This is a genomic window from Mesorhizobium sp. M0598 (assembly GCF_040320865.1).
GTDB lineage: Bacteria > Pseudomonadota > Alphaproteobacteria > Rhizobiales > Rhizobiaceae > Mesorhizobium.
Genome location: NZ_JAMYQL010000002.1, coordinates 154811 through 174256 on the forward strand (window position 1 = coordinate 154811; position 19446 = coordinate 174256).

General features: G+C 62.9%; 23 protein-coding genes. 11 read left to right on the top strand and 12 right to left on the bottom strand.

Going from position 1 to position 19446, the window contains the following annotated elements; genetic code table 11:
* Positions 1–12 precede the first annotated feature (12 nt).
* Both NKI59_RS03800 and NKI59_RS03805 read left to right on the top strand, forming a co-directional pair.
* Complete coding sequence (locus NKI59_RS03800; protein WP_352702446.1) at positions 13–522, top strand: GNAT family N-acetyltransferase; 510 nt, start codon at positions 13–15, stop codon at positions 520–522.
* Positions 519–1550 (top strand): histone deacetylase family protein, encoded by a 1032-nt coding sequence (locus NKI59_RS03805; protein WP_352576042.1) that lies wholly within the window; start codon positions 519–521, stop codon positions 1548–1550. The genes NKI59_RS03800 and NKI59_RS03805 overlap by 4 nt, the downstream gene beginning before the upstream one ends.
* Positions 1551–1568: 18 nt before the next feature.
* On the opposite strand, the gene NKI59_RS03810 is transcribed toward NKI59_RS03805, so the two are convergent.
* Both NKI59_RS03810 and NKI59_RS03815 read right to left on the bottom strand, forming a co-directional pair.
* Positions 1569–2834: a cysteine desulfurase-like protein gene (locus NKI59_RS03810; RefSeq protein ID WP_352702449.1), complete on the bottom strand. Its 1266-nt coding sequence runs from the start codon at positions 2832–2834 to the stop codon at positions 1569–1571.
* A gap of 48 nt (positions 2835–2882) precedes the next feature.
* Positions 2883–3950: an aldo/keto reductase gene (locus tag NKI59_RS03815; protein WP_352702451.1), complete on the bottom strand. Its 1068-nt coding sequence runs from the start codon at positions 3948–3950 to the stop codon at positions 2883–2885.
* A gap of 383 nt (positions 3951–4333) precedes the next feature.
* Between NKI59_RS03815 and NKI59_RS03820 the strand changes: the two genes are divergently transcribed.
* Complete coding sequence (locus tag NKI59_RS03820; RefSeq protein WP_023674744.1) at positions 4334–4498, top strand: hypothetical protein; 165 nt, start codon at positions 4334–4336, stop codon at positions 4496–4498.
* A 51-nt stretch (positions 4499–4549) separates the two neighbouring features.
* On the opposite strand, the gene NKI59_RS03825 is transcribed toward NKI59_RS03820, so the two are convergent.
* Positions 4550–5056 (bottom strand): DUF1993 domain-containing protein, encoded by a 507-nt coding sequence (locus NKI59_RS03825; protein ID WP_352702453.1) that lies wholly within the window; start codon positions 5054–5056, stop codon positions 4550–4552.
* A 123-nt stretch (positions 5057–5179) separates the two neighbouring features.
* On the opposite strand from NKI59_RS03825, the gene NKI59_RS03830 reads away from it, so the two are divergent.
* Positions 5180–6226 (top strand): DUF1176 domain-containing protein, encoded by a 1047-nt coding sequence (locus NKI59_RS03830; RefSeq protein ID WP_352702455.1) that lies wholly within the window; start codon positions 5180–5182, stop codon positions 6224–6226.
* Here NKI59_RS03830 and NKI59_RS03835 read toward each other — a convergent pair.
* From NKI59_RS03835 to NKI59_RS03860, 5 genes are all read right to left on the bottom strand, one after another.
* Entirely contained in the window at positions 6223–7080 is an 858-nt protein-coding gene (locus NKI59_RS03835; protein WP_352702457.1) for an alpha/beta hydrolase, read from the bottom strand. The two genes, NKI59_RS03830 and NKI59_RS03835, sit on opposite strands and share 4 nt — an antisense overlap.
* Before the next feature lie 92 nt (positions 7081–7172).
* On the bottom strand, positions 7173–8783 hold the full coding sequence (locus NKI59_RS03840; protein WP_352702459.1) for an NTP transferase domain-containing protein: 1611 nt from the start codon (positions 8781–8783) through the stop codon (positions 7173–7175).
* Positions 8780–9484: an XdhC family protein gene (locus tag NKI59_RS03845; RefSeq protein WP_352702461.1), complete on the bottom strand. Its 705-nt coding sequence runs from the start codon at positions 9482–9484 to the stop codon at positions 8780–8782. Before NKI59_RS03845 ends, NKI59_RS03840 begins: the two co-directional genes overlap by 4 nt.
* A 6-nt stretch (positions 9485–9490) precedes the next feature.
* Complete coding sequence (locus NKI59_RS03850) at positions 9491–9829, bottom strand: XdhC family protein (protein ID WP_023674738.1); 339 nt, start codon at positions 9827–9829, stop codon at positions 9491–9493.
* Positions 9830–10054: 225 nt separating this feature from the next.
* Positions 10055–10549 carry a flavin reductase gene (locus NKI59_RS03860; protein WP_023674737.1) on the bottom strand — a complete coding sequence of 165 codons (495 nt, stop codon included), beginning with the start codon at positions 10547–10549 and terminating at the stop codon, positions 10055–10057.
* A 179-nt stretch (positions 10550–10728) separates the two neighbouring features.
* Between NKI59_RS03860 and NKI59_RS03865 the strand changes: the two genes are divergently transcribed.
* Together NKI59_RS03865 and NKI59_RS03870 are read left to right on the top strand one after the other, a co-directional pair.
* Positions 10729–11802, top strand: coding sequence for a branched-chain amino acid ABC transporter substrate-binding protein (locus NKI59_RS03865; RefSeq protein WP_352702464.1), 1074 nt, complete (start codon positions 10729–10731; stop codon positions 11800–11802).
* A gap of 14 nt (positions 11803–11816) precedes the next feature.
* Positions 11817–12836, top strand: a complete 1020-nt coding sequence (locus NKI59_RS03870) for a P1 family peptidase (protein WP_352702722.1) — start codon at positions 11817–11819, stop codon at positions 12834–12836.
* Between the two features lie 46 nt (positions 12837–12882).
* Here the strand turns inward: NKI59_RS03870 and NKI59_RS03875 are convergent, their stop codons facing one another.
* Positions 12883–13137 carry a DUF2171 domain-containing protein gene (locus tag NKI59_RS03875; RefSeq protein WP_023674734.1) on the bottom strand — a complete coding sequence of 85 codons (255 nt, stop codon included), beginning with the start codon at positions 13135–13137 and terminating at the stop codon, positions 12883–12885.
* Between the two features lie 247 nt (positions 13138–13384).
* Here NKI59_RS03875 and NKI59_RS03880 point away from each other — a divergent pair, with 247 nt between their 5' ends.
* The 4 genes from NKI59_RS03880 to NKI59_RS03895 are packed head-to-tail and all read left to right on the top strand — an operon-like array spanning position 13385 to position 16561.
* On the top strand, positions 13385–14110 hold the full coding sequence (locus tag NKI59_RS03880; RefSeq protein WP_352702466.1) for a DUF2259 domain-containing protein: 726 nt from the start codon (positions 13385–13387) through the stop codon (positions 14108–14110).
* A gap of 11 nt (positions 14111–14121) precedes the next feature.
* On the top strand, positions 14122–14622 hold the full coding sequence (locus NKI59_RS03885) for a hypothetical protein (protein ID WP_352702467.1): 501 nt from the start codon (positions 14122–14124) through the stop codon (positions 14620–14622).
* A gap of 59 nt (positions 14623–14681) precedes the next feature.
* Positions 14682–15989 (top strand): adenylosuccinate lyase, encoded by a 1308-nt coding sequence (purB, locus tag NKI59_RS03890; protein ID WP_352702469.1) that lies wholly within the window; start codon positions 14682–14684, stop codon positions 15987–15989.
* Positions 15989–16561, top strand: coding sequence for an RBBP9/YdeN family alpha/beta hydrolase (locus NKI59_RS03895; protein WP_352684203.1), 573 nt, complete (start codon positions 15989–15991; stop codon positions 16559–16561). The genes purB and NKI59_RS03895 overlap by 1 nt, the downstream gene beginning before the upstream one ends.
* 1 nt (position 16562) lies before the next feature.
* Here NKI59_RS03895 and NKI59_RS03900 read toward each other — a convergent pair whose 3' ends face one another.
* The gene (locus tag NKI59_RS03900) at positions 16563–17375 is read right to left on the bottom strand and encodes a VOC family protein (protein WP_352590699.1); all 813 of its coding nucleotides are present in this window, start codon (positions 17373–17375) and stop codon (positions 16563–16565) included.
* Between the two features lie 271 nt (positions 17376–17646).
* Between NKI59_RS03900 and NKI59_RS03905 the strand changes: the two genes are divergently transcribed.
* Complete coding sequence (locus NKI59_RS03905) at positions 17647–18195, top strand: RBBP9/YdeN family alpha/beta hydrolase (protein WP_023674728.1); 549 nt, start codon at positions 17647–17649, stop codon at positions 18193–18195.
* On the opposite strand, the gene NKI59_RS03910 is transcribed toward NKI59_RS03905, so the two are convergent.
* Positions 18192–18965: an HpcH/HpaI aldolase family protein gene (locus NKI59_RS03910; protein ID WP_352576016.1), complete on the bottom strand. Its 774-nt coding sequence runs from the start codon at positions 18963–18965 to the stop codon at positions 18192–18194. The genes NKI59_RS03905 and NKI59_RS03910 overlap by 4 nt on opposite strands.
* 118 nt (positions 18966–19083) lie before the next feature.
* The gene (locus tag NKI59_RS03915; protein WP_023674726.1) at positions 19084–19404 is read right to left on the bottom strand and encodes a DUF1476 domain-containing protein; all 321 of its coding nucleotides are present in this window, start codon (positions 19402–19404) and stop codon (positions 19084–19086) included.
* Positions 19405–19446: the final 42 nt, after the last annotated feature.

Genomic DNA, 19446 nt, shown 5'->3' on the forward strand with positions numbered 1-19446 from the left:
ATCGTACCTCCAGTGACTGTCGCTTTGCCCGACATCAACATCCGGCCCGGCCGGGTTGAGGACGTCGAAACCATCCACGCCGCGCTCCTGCGGCTCGGCGCGCATGTCGGCGCACATCAGGAGATCACCTCGACAGCTCAGGATCTCCGCACCTATGGCTTTGGCGAGAAGCCTGCCTTCTCGACCTTGATCGCCGAAGTCGGTGGCGAATTTGCCGGGCTTTGCCTGTATTTCCCGATCTTCTCGACATGGATGGGACGGCCCGGCGTCTATGTGCAGGACCTCTATGTCGAGGACCGTTTTCGTGGCCGCAGGATCGGCGAGCGCCTGCTGCGCCGGGTGGCGGCGCAGTGCCGGAAGGCAGGCGGCGTCTATCTCAGGCTGTCCGTCGACACCGACAACAAGACCGCCATGGCTTTTTACGAACGGTTAGGCATTGGCTTGTCGAGCTACGAGCAGGTGCAGAAGATCGTCGGCGACGCCTTTTTCGCCTTTGCCGATGCACCGGAGGAGCCGACATGAAAGCCTTCTATGCCGAAGAACAGAAGCGCCACGACCCGAAGGCGTTCCTCTCAAGCGGCGCGCCGCAGCCCAATCCGGAAAAGCCGGAACGGGTCGAGCGATTGTTAGCCGGCACCAAGGCTGCCGGCTGCACGATCGAACGGCCGCGGGATCACGGGCTCGGCCCGATTGCGGCGGTGCATACGCCGGAATATCTCGATTTTCTCCAGCATATCTTCGCGCGATGGCAGCGCATCGAGGGCGCCTCGGCCGAGGTCATCCCCAATATCCATCCGATCGCGCGCAACGGCTCCTATCCGGCCTCGGCGGTCGGCCAGGCCGGCTACCACATGGCCGACACCGCCTGCCCGATCTCCGGCGAGACGTGGCAGAGCGCGCTTTGGAGCGCCTGGAGCGCGGTTGAAACCGCCGAGGCGGTGATGTCGGGAGCGCCGGCCGCCTATGCGCTGTGCCGGCCGCCCGGCCATCACGCCTTTGCCGATGTCGCCGGCGGCTTCTGCTTCATCAACAATTCGGCCGTCGCTGCACAGGTTCTGCGCAAGCAGGCGGCGCGGGTGGCGATCCTCGATGTCGACCTGCACCACGGCAACGGCACGCAAGGCATCTTCTATGCCCGGCCGGACGTGCTCACCGTGTCGCTGCATGCCGACCCGGTGCGCTTCTACCCGTTTTTCTGGGGCTATGGCGACGAGCGCGGCGAAGGCGCCGGCCTCGGCTACAATCTCAACCTGCCGCTGCCGCGCAAATCCGGCGATGCAGCGTTCCTCGAAGCGCTGGAGGCATCGTTCCAGCGCATCAACGCCTTCTCGCCCGATGCGCTTGTGGTGGCGCTGGGGCTAGATGCCTTCGAAGGCGATCCGTTCGGCGGGCTGTCGGTGAGCACGCCTGGTTTTTCGCGCATTGGCGAGGTGATCGCCGGGCTCGGCCTGCCAACGGTCATCGTCCAGGAAGGCGGCTATCTCTGCGACGAGCTCGGCGACAATCTCACCGCCTTCCTCACCGGTTTTGGCGGCGCCCACAAGCGATGATCCGCCCGCGAGGGCCGCTCAGGATCGTTCCTGCCTCAGCATGGCGACAACGCGGTGCACGCTCTCCAGCGTCTCGTCGATTTCGGCTGAAGTGTTGTAATGAGCGATGCCGATGCGCACCACCCCCTGCTCGGCCGGAATGCCGAGCTGGTGGACGATCTCCCAGGCGTAGTTGTGGCCGGACCACAGGAAGATGTTTTCGGCATTCATCTGCCGCACGATCGTCTCCGGCACGATGCCTTCGACAGTGAACGACACCGTCGGCACACGCTCATTGATCCGCTTCGGATCGGTGATGCCGTGGATGGTCAGGCCGGCAATATCCGACAGACCGTCGATCAGCTGTTGCGCCAGCGGGTTCTCGTAAGCGATTGAAACTTCGAAGGCCTTGGCGATTTTCAGCCGACGCGATCCTTGCGCGCCGGCTGCCGCGCCCAACTCGGCAAAATAATAGACAGCCGCCGAAAGGCCGGCCATCAATTCAATTTGCGGCGTGCCGAGCTCGAAGCGCTCCGGCAAGGCATTGGACGAGCAACGGCATTTATACGGCTTAAGCGCATCGATAACGTCCAGCCTGCCCCAAAAAATTCCCATATGCGGGCCGAAGAACTTGTAAGCCGAGCAGATCAGGAAATCGCAGCCGAGGTTTTGGACGTCGATCAGGCCATGCGGCGCGAACTGGACGGCATCGACGTAGACCAACGCACCAGCCCGCCTGGCGATGCCGGTCAACGCCTTCACCCGGTTGATCGACCCGGTGAGATTGCTGGCGTAGTTGAGCGCGACGAGCCGCGTCCTCTCGGAAAGCAGCGCGGCGAGCGCCGCCTCCTCGATCTGCCAGCTCTGCTGGTCGAAAGGCAGCCAGCGCACGACAAGGCCAAGGTCTTCAGCCAGTTGCAGCCAGGGTGAGACGTTGCCCTCATGGTCCATGCGGGTGAGGATGATCTCGTCCCCGGGCTTCATCGTGCGGCCGAGCGTTCGCGACATGTGGTAGGTCAATGTCGTCATGTTGGCACCGATGATGATTTCCTGCGGGCTCGCAGCGCCGAGAAAATCCGCCATCGCCAGATGGGCCTCGTCCACGATGTCTTGTGCTGCAACGGTGGTCTCGAAGAAGCCGCCGAGGTTAGCATTGGTGGTCAGCAAGCAACGCGATACTGCGTCCGCCACCGCCTGCGGGACCTGCGTGCCGGCAGGATTGTCGAGATAGATGCGCCGGCGGCTCTTGTCGGTCAGCGACAAAGCCGGAAATTTCGCGCGCACCGCGTCGATTCGGAAGTCCACGGCTGTTCCCCTCTCCTTATGACGATCGGACAACCACGTCCCGACGCATCAAGGGCACGGATTGCCGACGCGCTGGTGGATCGCATCAACGGCTTTCTGCATGTCCTCGGTCCAGACCACGTCGGCGGAAGAGAGCGCCATTTCGAGTTGCGAAATGGTGGTGGCGCCGATGATGTTCGAGGTGACCAAGGGCCGGTTCGAGATATAGGCATTGGCAAACAGCGCCGGCTCCATGCCGAAGGTGCGCGCCAACCGGTTGTATTCGAGCTGCACGTCGGCAGCATTCGGAGTCTCGTAGCGCTGGCCGCGGTTGAACAACTGCGAGCGCGAGCCCTGCGGCCGCGCGCCATGATCGTATTTGCCGGTCAAATAGCCTTGCGCCAGCGGCGAATAGGCAAGCAGCGACACCTGCTCGCGCTCGCAGACTTCGGCAAGGTTCACTTCGAAGGTGCGATTGACGAAATTATAGGCGTTCTGCAGTGAGGCGACGCGCGGGCCGAGGCCCTTGTCGGCTTCGGCGATGAAACGCATGACGCCCCAGGAATTCTCGTTCGACAGGCCGAAATGGCGGATCTTGCCGGCCTTCACCAGTTCATCAAATACGGCAAGCGTCTCGGCGATCGGCGTCTCGCCTTCCGGCACGCCGGCGGCATCGGAGCGTCGCGGTACGGCGCCGATGCGGTTCGGATTGGCGCCCCACGGGACGTCGCGTTCCGGCCAATGGATCTGATATAGGTCGATGTAATCGGTGTTGAGCCTGGCGAGTGACTTATCAATAGCGTCGAAGATATCGGCGCGCACCAGCTTAGACGGGCGGTCGCCGCGAAACCAAGTGTTGGCGGTGCGACCAACTACCTTCGAGGCGATGATCACCTGGTCGCGATTGCGCTTCTCCTTCATCCAATTGCCGATGATTGTCTCGGTACGGCCTTGTGTCTCCGCCTTGGGCGGGATCGGATAGAGTTCGGCGGTGTCGATGAAATTGACGCCGCGAGCAAACGCCAGATCCATCTGGGCGTGACCGTCCGCCTCGGTGTTCTGCTGGCCCCAGGTCATCGATCCGAGGCAGATTTGCGACACGAAAAGATCGGTCTGGCCGAGACGGCGTTTGTGCATGGAGTTTCTCCGGCGGGAATTTTGCGCGGCTGCGCGAGGAGGAAGCAATAGCATACAGGAAAGCGCCGCCCGCTTCCAAGCCCACCGACGGCAGGCCAGGCGACTTTCCCAGGATGCCGGCGAACGGAGTTTATCCCCGCGGCCAATAAAAAGCCGGACTGCATGTGAATGCAGTCCGGAAGTTCGCCAGGAATGGCGAGGAAAAACCGGCCAAGTGCCGGCACTGAGGCCTACGGTCGAAGCGCCGCAGAAGTTTCGCCGGAACAGCCGAATTATGTCAAAAAAGATCGGGGCAGCATGGCTGCCATGCGAATGCTGCACTGCACAATTGTCATGATCTGCCTATATTGACGGCCGTGGAGGTTCAATAAGGGGCTTGAATCATGGGATTCTTCACTGAAATGTTCGCCCGTCCGCGTCCGCGGGAACAGCTGCGCTATCGTGCGGCACTGGCGCTGCTCCATTCGATGAGCAATGCCGATCGCGCCGATATCGGCGTCAAGCCGGCCGATTTCCCGCGCATCGCCCGGGAAATGTCCCTACGCTAAACAGCGCGCCGTGAGATATCCCGCCGCAGCGGGATATCTCCCGAGCGAATCTCAACGCAATCCGAGGAAGATCGACTTGCCCAATGGCACGCCGTTGTGGCGCAGGATGTCGTAGGCGGTGGTCAGGTGGAAGTAGAAATTGGGCATGGCGGCATGCAGCAGATACTGCATTCCCGGCATCGAAACCTCGCGTCCCGCAAGCCGCAGTTCGATCATCCTGTCATCTGAACCATCGAATTCGGCCGCCGAAAATGTCGCGAGATAGTCGAGCGTCTTGGTGAGGCGTGCCTGCAGATCGGCGAAGCTCGCCTCATTGTCCTCGTATTTTGGCACCTCGCGCCCGGCAAGCCGCGACGGCGCGCCCTTGGCGTGATCGGTGGCAATCTGTACCTGCCTAGTCAGGGCGAACATGTCCGGCGCCAGCCTCGCCGTGAGATACACCTGCGGGTCGATCTTGCGGTCGGCCGCATTTTGCTCGGCAATGTTCAGCACATTGGCTAGTGCCTTCAGCCTCGCCGAAAATACCGGCACGGATGCTTCATACATTGATATGGTCACAAGAAATCTCCACGCGGCCCGACTGCCGAGGGCGAGAGGTAGCGCTTTCGCAGGCGATTGTTCAAGCGTCACCACGCCGCCGCAATCGATATGATAGGATTTTTCATCGAGTGGAGGTTCCCGATGAGACGCGCCTTGTTCGCAGCGACCGCTTTTTTCTCCCTTGCCGCTACCAGCCAACCGGTGCTCGCCGCCGACGCGCCTTACATAGACGACAGGTCGGATGCCGAAGCGGTCATCCGGTCGCTCTACAGCGCCATCAGCCGGCACGAGTTCGCGCGCGCCTGGGACTATTTCGGCGACACCAAGCCGGCCAAGGATTTCAATTCCTTCGTCAAAGGCTATGACGGCACCGACACGGTCGAAGTCAGGACCGGCGGCGTATCCGAAGACGGTGCTGCCGGCAGCATCTACTACAGCGTTCCCGTCGCCATCCGGGCGACGGCCAAGGACGGCAGCGAAAATGTCTTTGCCGGTTGCTATACGCTGCGCCAGATCAATGCCTCGATCCAGGAACCGCCATTTCGCCCAATCTTCATCGACAAGGGTGCGCTGAAACCGTCAAAGGCCGATTTCGAGGACGCCGTGCCGGCAAGCTGCGGCGAAGGACCGCCGCCGAAGAAGGACGCAGCGCTTGAGCAGGCCAAGAAGGCCTTCGCAGCGACCTATGGCGACCAATGCGACAAGGGCATGCCCGGCGGCGATCCGCGAGGAGAGCCGGACGCCTACTCGCTCCGCTACAAGGATGCGGGGGCGGCCGAAAACGAGCCCGAACGCGAGACACGGCTGTTTCGCTTTTTCTGCTCGATGGCCGCCTACAATGAGAGCGCAGTCTATTACATCTACGACGACGTATCGGGCGTCCGGCAATTGCAATTCGCGTCACCGGAACTCGATATTCGCTATGAGAACAACAATAGCGAAGGCAAGGTCGAGGGCATCAACATCATCGGCTTCCAGACCGACGACCAGTTGGTCAACTCCGAATATGACGAGGCCACCAAGACGATTTCATCCTTGAACAAGTGGCGCGGCGTCGGCGACGCCTCGTCGGCCGGCACCTACCTGTTTCGCCACGGCGATTTCTCGCTGGTGCAGTATGAGGTCGATGCCTCTTATGACGGCGAGATCAACCCGCAGACCGTGCTCGACTACAACACCGCGCCCTAAGGGACCTTCGATAACATCCAGTTGAGTGTGCCCCGCCAGTCGGTCATGCGGATCGGCGTGCCGTGTGTGCCGGTCTCGAAGCGGACAAAGCGGGTCGGGTAGGCTTTCGATTTGCCCAGAATCGATCGGAAGAAGGCTTCCTGTTTCTCGATTGGAAACACCGGGTCCTTGCTGCCCTGGCCGAAGAAGACCGGCACACGGCGCTTGAATGCGGAGCTTGAGAAGAAACTCTCGTCCCACAGCGAGCCGAGCAGCAGCAGCCCGTCGATGCGCCCGCCGGAGTCCTTGCGGCCTGCCAGCTTCCAGCACAACGCGCCGCCCATAGAGCCGCAGGCGACGAAGATTTTTGCGCGCGGCGACTGTTCGGCATAGTGGCCGATCAATGCGGCGATCTGGGCGGCACCGGTGTCGCCGAAATCGGAAAAATCCGGCGACAGATAGAGGCCGCCATTACCGGCCATCAGGTTCTTGATACGGTTGAAATTGCCGCCGAAAGTGAAATCGTCAGCACCCTGCTTACGGCTACCGCCCTGCCCGTGCAGATAGAGCACGATGATGCTGGCGCCCCCGGTCTTGCCGACGGCGATGTGGCGGACATCGCCGGCATCGGTCTTCAGCAACAAATCCTGCTGCACCTTGCGCACACCGATATCGGTGTATTGCGCATGCACCCGGCGCTCAGGCACTTCGTCGCGGGCGTTGATATCGCGCAGCTCACGATAATCGATGACCGTATAGGCGCCGTTGCTCTCGGACGAAAGTGTGGCCGGATAGGCGAACAGATCGTCCTTGAAGGGTTTGAGTTGGAGAGCGTTGGCGTAGGCGGCACAAGAGAGCGACAAAAGAATCGCCATCAGCAGGGCCGGGAGGCCGGAGGGAGGCAAGCGGAACCGGAAGCAGGAACGAAAGGCCATCCCTCAGCCATGCGTTTTTCGGCTTCGGTTTGTCAATCCTGCAGCACGCCGCCGGCGCTTTCCAGCGCCTCGCGCGTGTCGACATCGACGGCTGCCCCTTCGCCGATCTCGACATCGATGACGTCGAGCCCTTCGGCCTCGACCAAGTGGCGGGCACCGGTATCGCCTTCGAGGTGAGCGATCGCGGCGAACAGCGAGCGCGGCAGCAGCACCGGGTTGCCGCGCCGGCCATCATGAGCGGCGCGCACCACCGATCGGCCTTCGGACTTGCGGAACGCCTCGATCAGCCTGTCGAGGTCGGCCGAGGCGACGCCGGGCATATCGCCGAGGACAATCATGGCGCCGGCGGCGTCGCCGGAAATCTTGGCGATGCCGGCCTTCAGCGACGAAGACAGACCCTTGGCGAAATCCGGATTGTCGGCGAAGGTCATATCGAGGCCAGACAGTGCACTGCGCACGCGCTCGCTCTGGTGGCCGATGACGACGATGGTGGCCGCGGCTTTCGAACCGACCGCGCGTTCGGCGGTGCGGCGGACCAGCGGCTTGCCATCGAACAGTGCCAAGAGCTTGTTCGGCCCGCCCATGCGGCTGGAGCGGCCGGCGGCCAGAAGCACGATCTCGATCTTTGGTTCGGCTTTGGCCGGCAACGGCTCGCGCGGTTGCGGCCGCGTCGGAATTTCCATCAACAGCCCGCCGACACCCATGCCGGCAATATCCCTGGCGGTCACGTCGAGACCGGCGATCAGCCGGTCGAGCACCCAGTCGAAGCCGTTCTCCTTGGGACTGCGGGCGCAGCCCGGCGCACCGATGATGCGCTTGCCGCCGAGTGTGCCGAGCACCAGCAGATTGCCGGGATCGACCGGCATACCGGCGCGGATGACAGTGCCGCCCGCCCTTTCGATCGCAGCGGGAACGACGTCGCCGAAATCGGCCATCGCCGAGGCGCCGAAGATCACCACCATATCGTTGTCGCGGATCAGCGAGGCCGCAGCCTCGGCGACTGGGATAATTTCATGCCGCGTTCGACGCTCCGCCGTCAGCCTGCCGCCCGAACGCGCCAGGCGTGCTTCGGTGACGCGTAGCGTCTTGTCGAGCACGCTGGGTTTGATGCCGGGCAGCACCGTCTGGATGACGCCGACGCGCACCGGCTGATAGGCGTTGACCGCAAAGATCTCGCAGCCCGCGCAGATCCTTGCCACCGCATCGACCAAAGCGGAGGCGACCGCAAACGGAATGATCTTCACCGTTGCTACCATCTGACCTTTTTCGACCGGCGCATGCTGCGCCAGCGTGGCGATGGTGATCGTCGGATCGACGGCGTTGATGGCGTCGATCATCGCCGCGTCGACGGTGAACATGCCGGCAGCCTGCGCGTGGAGGTTGACCCTACCTGTCGCGGCGGGCTTCGCCTCGATGTTGCGATGGATCATGGATGCGGCGATCTTTTCGGCAGCGAGGTCCTCGCTGAGATCATCGGGCGCCAACACCGCCGCTACGACCTCGGAAATGCCAGCGGCCTTCAACAGGGACACATCCCCGGCGCTTAGCCTGTGCGCCTTGCGGAAGCGGCGCTCTCCGACCGTGGTGGCGTGCGCAAGCACTGCCCCTTCGGCCGTATCGATCGCAACGGGACCAAATTTCACGCGACCGCGCCTTTGGATTCGAGGCCGCGGGAGCGAAAGGCGTGGATCGCTTGCGCCAACACCGCGACGGCGATCTCGGCGGGGCTGGCGGCGCCGATGTCGAGGCCGATCGGGGCATGGATGCGGGCGATCTGGTCGGCGGTCGCTCCCGAAGCCAGCAGGCGTTCCACACGTTTGGCGTGGGTCTTGCGGCTGCCGAGCGCGCCGACATAAAAGCAGCCGGCGTCGAGCGCCGCCTTCAGCGGGAAATCGTCGATCTTCGGATCGTGGGTGAGAGCAGCCAGCGCCGTATAGCTATCGAGCGGCTGACGCGTCAGCACATCCTCTGGCCATTCGGCATGCAGCGCGATATCGGGAAAACGATCGGGCGTGGCAAAGGCCGTGCGCGGATCGATGATGTCGACAGGATAGCCGGCGATCCTGGCCATCGGTGCTAGCGCCTGGCTGATGTGGACGGCGCCGATCACCACCAGGCGCGGCTGCGGCAGATGTACGTTGAGGAAGAAGGTCCGTCCCTCAGCTTCGACCGAACCGGAATTGCCCGTACGAAATGCCTTGGCGATGGCCGCCCCGAGTTCGCCGGCTACCCGGTCGCCCTCGCGCACGACACGGTCGCGGCCGTCGCCGAGATCGGTGACCAGGATTGCCGCGCGGCGGGCGCGGCGTTCGGCGTTGAGTGTCTTCAGCGCATAGGGATCCATTCGAGATCAACCCAATCTTTCTACATAGACCTTGATGCGGCCGCCGCATGACAGGCCGACTTGCCAGGCGGTCTCGTCTGCGACGCCGAATTCGAGCATTTTGGCCGTGCCGCTATCAATAACATCGACCGCCTCGGTGACCACGGCGCCTTCGACGCAGCCGCCCGAGACGGAGCCGTGGAAATTGCCTTCGGCGTCGATGACCAGGTGGCTGCCGACCGGGCGCGGCGCCGAGCCCCAGGTCTCGACCACGGTGGCAATGGCGACATCCTTGCCGTCCTTCATCCAGCCCTCCGCGATGATCAGCGGGTCGCGAGCCTCATCGAGATAGATACTGCGTTCCATGATTTTCTCCCTAGGAGACATGTGGTTATGCGACGCGCTTCACGCCAGCCTGATCCACCGGCGCGGGTCGACCGAACGCATAAAAACAGCACGGTCGCCAGCGACCGGTCCGCCACATAATCCGCACGGGTCAACAGATCGAGCGTCTCGTCGACCGTCCGCGGCGCCGGACGCGGTTTTCAACTCGGTCATCCTGTCTTCGCGGACGCGGCCATCTGAAAGCCTCTACAGAGCGTGGTAGCCGCGGTTGTGATAGATCAGCGGCCGCAAATTATCGCCGATGCGCAAACCTGTAACCTTGCCAAAAAGCACACGGTGGGTGGCCAGATCCTTGGAGTCGATCAGTTCGCAGTCGAAGACGGCGAGCGCGCCCTTCAGCGTCGGCGCACCGGTCGAGATCACATCCCATTCGGCCAACGCGAAACGCTCCTCGACCGGCAGGCCGGTAATGCCGGAAAAGGCGATCGACAGCGGCTCCTGATCCGAAGCCAGCGTGTTCAGTGCAAATTTGCCGTTTTCCACGAACGGCTCGTTCTTGGGATTTTCACGATTGAGGCAAACCAGGATGGTTGGCGGCGTGTCCGACACCGAGCAGGCCGCGATCACCGTCGCGCCGCGCCTGCCGGCAGGGCCATCGGTGGTGACTACATGCACATGGCCAGCAAAATGGGCCATCGCGTCGCGGTAGGCCTGCGGCCCGATGTCATTCTTCTTCAGCACCGATGATTTTCCACTAGTCAGAACCAACCGTTATATATGGGGGGATATTGCAGGCCACAAGCGAAGTGCTTGACCTATATCCCGAATTCGCGTGTTGCGCCAAAGCTGGCCAGCCTTTAGGTCTTGACGGCATTGGCGCCGGCAACCACGCGACCGGCGTGGAGGAATTCTTCGCTCGCATGCGACCTTGGACAACCACGATAGCGGTGCTGGCCTGGCTCTCGGTCGCCTGCAGTGCAAATGCCGAGACGCTGCTGGTCGGCGTCGCGGCACCTTTGTCGGGGCCGTCGGCGATCCTCGGCAAACAGATCGAGGCCGGCGCGACAATGGCGGCTGAAGCTGACGGTACCGAGATCAGGACGATCGATGACGCCTGCACGGCCGACGGTGGCGCCGCCGCCGCGCGGGAGTTCACCGCGGCCAAGGTCAACGTCGTCATCGGGTTTTTGTGCACCGACGCAATCGAGGCGGCTCTGCCGATCCTCAAGGATGCCGGCATACCGGTGATCACAGTCGGCGTTCGCACGGAAAGCCTGACCGACCGGCGCGCCAAGACCGGATGGCCGATCTATCGTCTCGGGCCGCGCGGCGACGACGAGCGCAATGCCGTTGCTGCCATCCTCACCCACCTATGGCAGACCGAGCTGTTCGCCATAGTCGACGACGGCACGATCTATGGCCGCGAAATGGCCGAGACGTTTCGGGCAGCCGCCGAGCAAGCGGCTCTGAAGCCGGTGTTCGTCGACACGTTCCGGCCGCAGCTCGACAACCAGATCGGCCTGATCGGCCGGCTGAAGAAAGCCGGCGCAACGCATGTCTTTGCCGGCGGCGACGGCGATGATGTCGCCATTATGGGCCGGGATGCTGGCCAGCTAAATACCGGCATGGTGTTTGCCGGCGGCGAAGCGTTGCGCGCGCCGCTCGGCGACGTGCCTTATGCCGTCGGTACGCTGATGATCGCGCCGCCCGAATGGGCCGATGTCGCCGACCCCAAGGTGCTGCAGAGCTTTGCCGGACAAAACATCGTGCCGGAAGGTTACACGCTGCCCGCCTATGCCGCGGTCGAGATCGCCAAGGCGGCTTCAGCATTGCCGCAAAGCTCCGGCGAGAAGCTGGCCAATGCACTGACCGCACATGACTTCACCACGGCGATCGGACCGATCCGCTTTGACGAAAAAGGCGACCTGACGCAAAATCCTTATCGCGCCTTCCGTTTCGACGGCGGCCGTTTCGTGTCGGCGGAGAGCCAATGATGTCCAGCACGGGGATGTTCCGTACCGGTCCGCGCAATCTCATCACCGACGTCGCCGGGCTGCGTGTCGGCAATGCCGCAGATGCAAAGCTGAAATCCGGTGTGACCACCGTCATCTGCGACGAGCCGGCCGTGGCCGGCGTGCAAATCCTGGGCGGTGCGCCGGGCACCCGCGAAACCGACCTGCTCGAGCCGCACAATTCGATCTACGCCATCCATGCCGTGGTGCTTTCGGGCGGGTCGGCTTTTGGCCTCGACGCCGCGTCGGGGGTGCAGGCGGCATTGCGTGAAAGGGGCATCGGCGTCGAGGTTGGCGGCTTTCGCGTGCCGATCGTGCCGGCGGCGATCCTGTTCGACCTGCGCAATGGCGGCGACAAGGATTGGGGCCGGTATCCGCCTTACCGCGACCTCGGCTACGAAGCCGCGCAAGCCGCCGCGATCGACTTTGCGCTCGGCACCGCCGGCGCGGGTGCCGGCGCGCTGAGCTCCGGTCTGAAGGGCGGGCTCGGCTCGGCCTCGACGGTGCTGGACAGCGGCGTCACCATCGGCGCGCTCGCCGCCGTCAACCCGACCGGCTCGGTGACGGTCGCCGGGACCCGCCATTTCTGGGCGGCGCCGTTCGAGATCGGCGACGAGTTCGGCGGCTTAGGCTATCCCCACCCGATGCCTGACGATGCCAGAAAGGTCCTGCTGAAGTTCCGTGATAGGTATGCGGCAGAGCAGGCGGAAACCGTCGCCAACACGACCATCGCCGTGATCGCCACCGATGCGGTACTCACCAAGGCCGCCGCCAAACGCCTAGCGATATCGGCGCATGACGGCTTTGTGCGTGCCATTTGGCCGACGCACACGCCCGCCGACGGCGATCTGGTCTTCGCGCTGGCAACGGGCAAGAGCGGCATCGAGCTCGGGCTCAACGATGCAATCGATCTCTACGCCGCGGCCGGCGCCACGATGGCGCGCGCCATCAGCCGCGGCGTCTTTGCCGCGACGCCAGCCGAGGGCGATCTGTTCCCGGTCTGGTCGTCGCGCTGAACGCGCAACGCTCATTCGGGTGAGCCGTTATCAGACTGGATTATGATCAGGTGGGTTCGGATTTTTCTTCCTCGAACGTGACCGCAACATCCGAGTTTGCCGACAGCCGCACCTTCTGGCCCTCGACCTCGGCGACAAGGCTGAGAGGAATGAAGTGGTGATGGCCCCTGTGAGCGCCCTCGCCGCTGTCGCGCTTGGTCAGCTTTATGCGATCTCCGTCAACCTTGTCGACGGTACCGACATGGACGCCGTCGGCGCCGATCACTTCCATACGTTCGCGAATCTTGGCTGCATCTGTCATGGGGGTCTCCCTTAGAGCGCCGCGCGTCCTTTTGAACGCGCAAAGGACACTCTAAACATTTTGAATCAATGCACCGTGCCTTCCGAAAATAGATCCTGATTTTAGGAAGGCACGATGCGGTGAAGCTGCCGACAATAACAAACGACGGCCGGATTGGATGCATCGACTTTGTGTTTCAGTCAGCACGATCTTTTGACGGCATCGTGATAGGAATTTAACGGCGTCGACCGCCGGAATGGAAAGTCCCATGCGAAATCTTGCCCTGTTTGCCGTCTGCCTGCTTGCCCCGCTCGCAACTTTGGCCGCCGCCCACGCAGGCGATGTCGCCGAGCTTGAGATCCTCGGCTTCAGCCGTGATGGCGGGGTCTTTGCCTTCGAGGAATACGGCGTCCAGGACGGATCCGGATTTCCCTATGCGATCCGCTATTATATCGACACGGCCGACGACAGTTTCCTCAAGGGCTCGCCGATACGTGTCCGGCTCGACGACGAGAATGCCACGGTGGCCGCAGCGCGGCTGCAGGCCCGGCAAAGGGGCGAAGCGATCGTCAGTCAGGCGGAACTCACGGCAAATCGCGGCATCACCGCCGGCTTCAACCCGGTGACCGAGCTTTCTGCCGATCCCTTCCGCATGGTGGTCAATCCGCGCCCGATCTTCTCGCCGGTCGACGATCCGCTCGAGTTCCGGCTCGACCAGATCGGCATGAACGACACCGAACGCTGCCAGAGCCAGGGCGAGATCAATGGCTTTCGCCTGCTGCGCATCGAGGCGAAGGATGGCGGCCAGACGAGGATCATTCACGAGGACAAATCGATCCCGCAAAGCAGAGGCTGTCCGAATGGCTACCAGATCGGCGCGGTTCAGACATTTTCGCTGGATAGCGTCAGCACCTATGCCGTGCTGATCGCGGTGCGCCAATACGGCTTCGAAGGGCCGGACTATCGCTGGATCGCGGTAACCGGTCGCCTGTGACGTTCCCCGCCATGCGCTATCGCGCCCTGGGCCGTCTCCGCCGCTCCTTGCCGCCGCTGCGCACGGCATTTGCCGGTGCCTTGTTGTGGGCCATGGCGATGGGCGCCAGCGCGCTGCTCAATCTGCTGTTGTACGATTGGGAGACCCCGGTAAAGATCCGCTTCGTCTCGCTGCTTTATGCTGCCGGCGGCGCGCTGGCCTTCCCGGTTGGGCTGTTTATGGCGCGGCTCGTCTCGCTCGGCCGTCACTGGGAAATCGCCCTCGCCGCCGCCTTCGTCTGCCTTCTCGCCGCGACAATTACCTTCACCGGCGGCCTCTTTGGGCTGCAATACCGCTCCTACTACGTCCAATGGCATGCACCCGCGCTCACCATCACCTGGGTTTTCCAGTTCGTGTTCACGATGTTGACGGCGCTTTACCAGTTCGTCGTCCTCGGCATCCGGCTGTATTTTCCGCTCGGTTTCGTTGCACTCGCTGTCGCCAGTGTCTGGTTTGCGCGCCAGCAACGTTGAGCATTTTGCCTGCCTCTGGTAGGACGCGGGCAAATGCTCTCGCAAGTCAGGACCGACTGATGATCCCTCGCTACTCCCGGCCGGAAATGGTGGCCATCTGGTCCCCCGAAACCCGGTTCCGCATCTGGTTCGAGATCGAGGCCTACGCTTGCGACGCATTGGCCGAGATCGGCGTCATCCCGAAGGAGGCCGCCAAGACCATCTGGGAGAAAGGCGGGGCGGCGAAGTTCGACGTCGAAGCCATCGACGAGATCGAGCGCGTCACCAAGCATGACGTCATCGCCTTTCTCACCCATCTTGCTGAATTCGTCGGGCCGGATGCCCGCTTCATCCACCAGGGTATGACATCCTCCGACGTCCTCGACACCTGTTTTGCCGTGCAGCTCACCCGCGCCAGCGACATCCTGCTGGCCGACATTGACGGGCTGCTTGCGGCGCTCAAGCGCCGCGCCTTCGAGCACAAGGACACCATCACCATCGGCCGCAGCCACGGCATCCATGCCGAGCCGACCACCTTCGGCGTCAAGCTGGCGCAGGCCTATGCCGAATTCTCGCGTTGCCGCGAGAGGCTGGTGCATGCACGCGAGGACATCGCCACCTGCGCCATCTCTGGTGCGGTCGGCACCTTCGCCAATATCGACCCCTATGTCGAAGAATACGTGGCCAAGAAACTCGGACTGAAGCCTGAGCCGGTGTCGACGCAGGTGATTCCGCGCGACCGCCATGCGATGTTCTTCGCCACGCTCGGCGTGATCGCCTCGTCGATCGAGCGGCTGGCGATCGAGGTGCGCCATCTGCAGCGCACCGAGGTACTTGAAGCAGAAGAGTACTTTTCACCCGGACAGAAGGGCTCGTCGGCGATGCCGCACAAGCGTAACCCGGTGCTGACCGAGAACCTCACCGGCCTTGCCCGCATGGTGCGCTCCTTCGCATTGCCGGCAATGGAGAATGTGGCGCTGTGGCACGAGCGCGACATCTCGCATTCCTCGGTCGAGCGCATGATTGGGCCCGACGCGACGGTGACGCTCGATTTCGCGCTCTCACGGCTGACCAGCGTCGTCGACAAACTGCTCGTCTACCCCGACAACATGCTGAAGAACATGAACAAATTCCGTGGCCTTGTGCATTCGCAGCGCGTGCTGCTGGCGCTGACGCAAGCCGGTGTTTCGCGCGAGGACGCCTACCGGCTGGTGCAGCGCAACGCCATGAAGGTGTGGGAGCAAGGCGCTGATTTTCTTGAGGAACTTTTGGCCGACAAGGACGTTGTCGCAGCCTTGCCCGAGGCCGAGATCCGCGAGAAATTCGACTTGGGCTATCATACCAAGCACGTTGATACGATCTTTAGCCGAGTGTTTGGAGAAGCCTGATGATTTCGTCGGCCGGAGATTTCGATTTCCTTGCCCTGCCCGGGCGCGGCAATTCCGGGCCGGATCATTGGATGTCGCATTGGTGCCGGGTGTTCCCCAATTCGAGCCGCGTGCTGCAGGCCGAGTGGGACCGGCCAAAGCCTGAAGACTGGATCGGCCAGGTGGATGCCGCGGTGGCCGCCGCACCGCGCCGCGTCGTGCTGCTTGCGCATTCGCTGGCGGTGGCGACGGCGGTGAAGTGGGCTGCCGGCGCCAGTCAAAGCCAACTCGACAAGGTCGCGGCGGCATTCCTGGTTGCCGCGACCAATGTCGAGGATGCCGATCCCTCATTCGACGCGGTGCGCCCGTTCGCGCCGATGCCGCTGAAGCGCCTGCCCTTCCCGGCATTGGTGGTGGCGAGCCGCAGCGACCCGCGCGTCACCTTCGACAAGGCGACCGCTTTTGCCGCAGCCTGGGGCGCGGATATCGCCGATGCCGGCGATCTCGGCCATATGGGGAACGAGGCCGGCCTCGGCGTATGGCCAGCGGGCCTGCTCATGCTTGGCCGCTTGTTCGAAAAAGCAAACCTCTAACCTACGCCTTACCGGGAACCGTCCTTATCACCGTGCCCCACGGATCCTCGCGGGTGGTCTCGCTTGCGGCATTGTCCGAGCGCATCTCGACCCAAGCTAAGCCGGAGCGGGCGGGATCGCGGCGACCGGCGCCCGCGCTCTGCCACGCATTTGCGCCAATGTGGTGATGATAGCCGCCGGACGACAGGAACACCGCCGCGCCACCGTACTTTGCCACTGTGTCGAAACCGAACTCCTGATGCCACCATGCTTCGGCTTCTTCCGGCCTGCCGACCCGCAAATGGACGTGGCCGATAATGCTGTTTTCCGGCGCGCCCTGCCAGCCGGTGTCGCCGGCCGGCACCTCGGCAACGACCGACGGAATGTTCAGCCGCTCCGTCGCCATCGCTATCTTGTCACCGTTCCATTTCCAGTCCTGCGGACGGCGGTCGGCATAGATCTCGATGCCGTTGCCTTCCGGATCGGTTAGGTAAAGAGCCTCGCTGACCAGATGATCGGATGCGCCCTCGATGCCGATCTTGCCGGCGATGGCGTGATTGATCCAGCGGCCGAGATCGGCCCGGCTGGGTAGCAGGAAGGCGGTGTGGAAAAGACCGGCGCTGCGCGGGTCATCGGGTTTCGCGGCCGGATCCGCTTCGATGTCGAGCAAAGGGCGATTGACTGCGCCGAGCGTAATCGTTCCGCCGGCGCGGCTCAGTTCCTGCAAACCGACCACTTTGCGATAGTAGGCAGCGAGATTGTCTGCATCGCGCGCCCGCAAGCCGACGCGGGCAACGCTGACCGGGGTCGTCGCGGCAAAAGGCAGTTCGCTCATCAAAGTGCTCCGTTCAGGCGGCGCTCGACAAGCTTCCAACAGAGCAATCCGGCGCCATCAATCATTCTACGCCATGTCCGTGCCAAAATCTCGGAACAGCCATTCTTTCCCAGCGACAGATCGTTGATCGCGATCGTTCACACAAGAGCGCAAGAAGCGAACAGGGTGTTCACAATAGCGAGCAGAACCGGGCTCGTAAGCGGCCGTTTGCGTGTCGCTGTTGAGTTCATACCCGGTTGCACCCGACAGCGCCTCTCGCTACATGCGCGCCATGAAAGTCAGGGAAGCAGATATTCTCATCGTGCCGGGCTACACCAATTCCGGCCCCGATCATTGGCAGAGCCGCTGGCAGTCGAAACTATCGACAGCGCGCCGCGTCGAACAGGCGGAATGGTCGAAGCCGGTGCGCGAGGATTGGACGGCCGGTGTCGCCAAGGCGGTTAACGAGGCCGAGCGGCCGGTCGTCATCGTCGCCCATTCGCTTGGCGTCGCGGCGGTCATTCAAGCATTGCCTCGGTTCGAGAGGCCGGTCGCCGGCGCTTTCTTCGTGGCGCCACCCGATGTCGCCAATCCAGAGATAAAGCCGAGGCACCTGATGACCTTCGGCCCCTATCCGCGCGACCCGCTGCCGTTTCCGTCGGTGGTGATCGCCAGCCGCAACGACCCGTTCTGCGCCTTCGGCGTCGCCGAGGACATTGCCGGGGCGTGGGGCTCGCTGTTCATCGACGCCGGGGATGCCGGTCATCTCAACGCGGATTCCGGCTTCGGCCCCTGGCCTGAAGGCTCGATGACGTTCGCGAAATTCTTGACGGATCTCTAGGAAGCGATCGAATCCCTGACGCTGTTCAGCAGGGTCTTTGCCCCAAGCGAAATCAGCGAATGCTCGGAACCCATCGCCAGCAGCCGGTAACCCATCGACACCACGCGACCGGCGATGGCCGGTTCCATCACATAGATCGCCGCATGCTTGCCGGCTTTGCGGGTGCGCTCGGCGATCGAGGCGACGGTCCCCATCATGCTCTCCAGCGTCGAACTGACGGTGGTGCCCTTCGACCAGGCGATCGAGAAATCCGACGGGCCAAGGAAGATACCGTCGATGCCCGGCGTGTCGAGGATGCCGTCGAGTGCATCAAGCGCGGCCCGCGTTTCGACCATGGCGAACGCCATGGTGCGCTGGTTGCTGTCGCGCAGCCAGTCGGCATAGTCGCCCTTGCCATGGCGCGGAAAAGCATAGGTCGGGCCCCAGGAGCGCTCGCCGAGTGGCGGGTATTTCATTGCGGCAGCAAACAGCTTTGCGTCCGCCACCGAATTCACCATCGGGGCGATCACCGCCTCGGCGCCGAAGTCAAGCGCACGGCTGGCCATGTCGAAGCGGCCGACCGGGATGCGTACCAAAGCCGGCTTGTTGGCGGCCAGCACCGGCACAAGCCCGCGCAGCACGCTGTCCTCGTGATGGCCACCATGCTGCATATCGAGCGTAACCGCGTCGAACCCTTGCCTGGCCAGTATCTCGACCGTCAAGGCATCCGGCACGCCGGACCAGGCGGTGAACAGCGTCTCGTCGGCCGCAAGGCGTGACTTCAGGGACATTGGCGATTTCCTCTTTGCTTGCAGCAATTCAGCCGGAAATGACCGCAAAGGCAAAGAAAAACCGCCCGGTGAGGCCGGGCGGTCGATTGGTCCAGCATTCGAAGAGTATCGATGGGGATCAGGTGTTCTTGATCTGCTCGATCGCCTGCGCCATCAATTCATCCATGGTGCGGCGGATCTGATGGTCCGACTGGTCGATGCCGGCCGCATCGAAATCCTTGCGTATCTTGCGGAAAACGTCGTGATCGCCGGCTTCCTCGATGTCGCTGACGACCACTTCCCTGGCATAAGCGTCGGCATCGGCGCCGGACTTGCCGAGCTTTTCGGCAGCCCACAGGCCGAGCGCTCTGTTGCGGCGTGCCGCAGCCTTGAACCGAAGTTCCTCGTCGAACGCGAACTTGCGCTCAAAGCCCTCTTCGCGGTCTTTCATGCTGCTCATGGCATCCCTCCGTGAAATCCGATTCGTTGTGCCAATATGTGT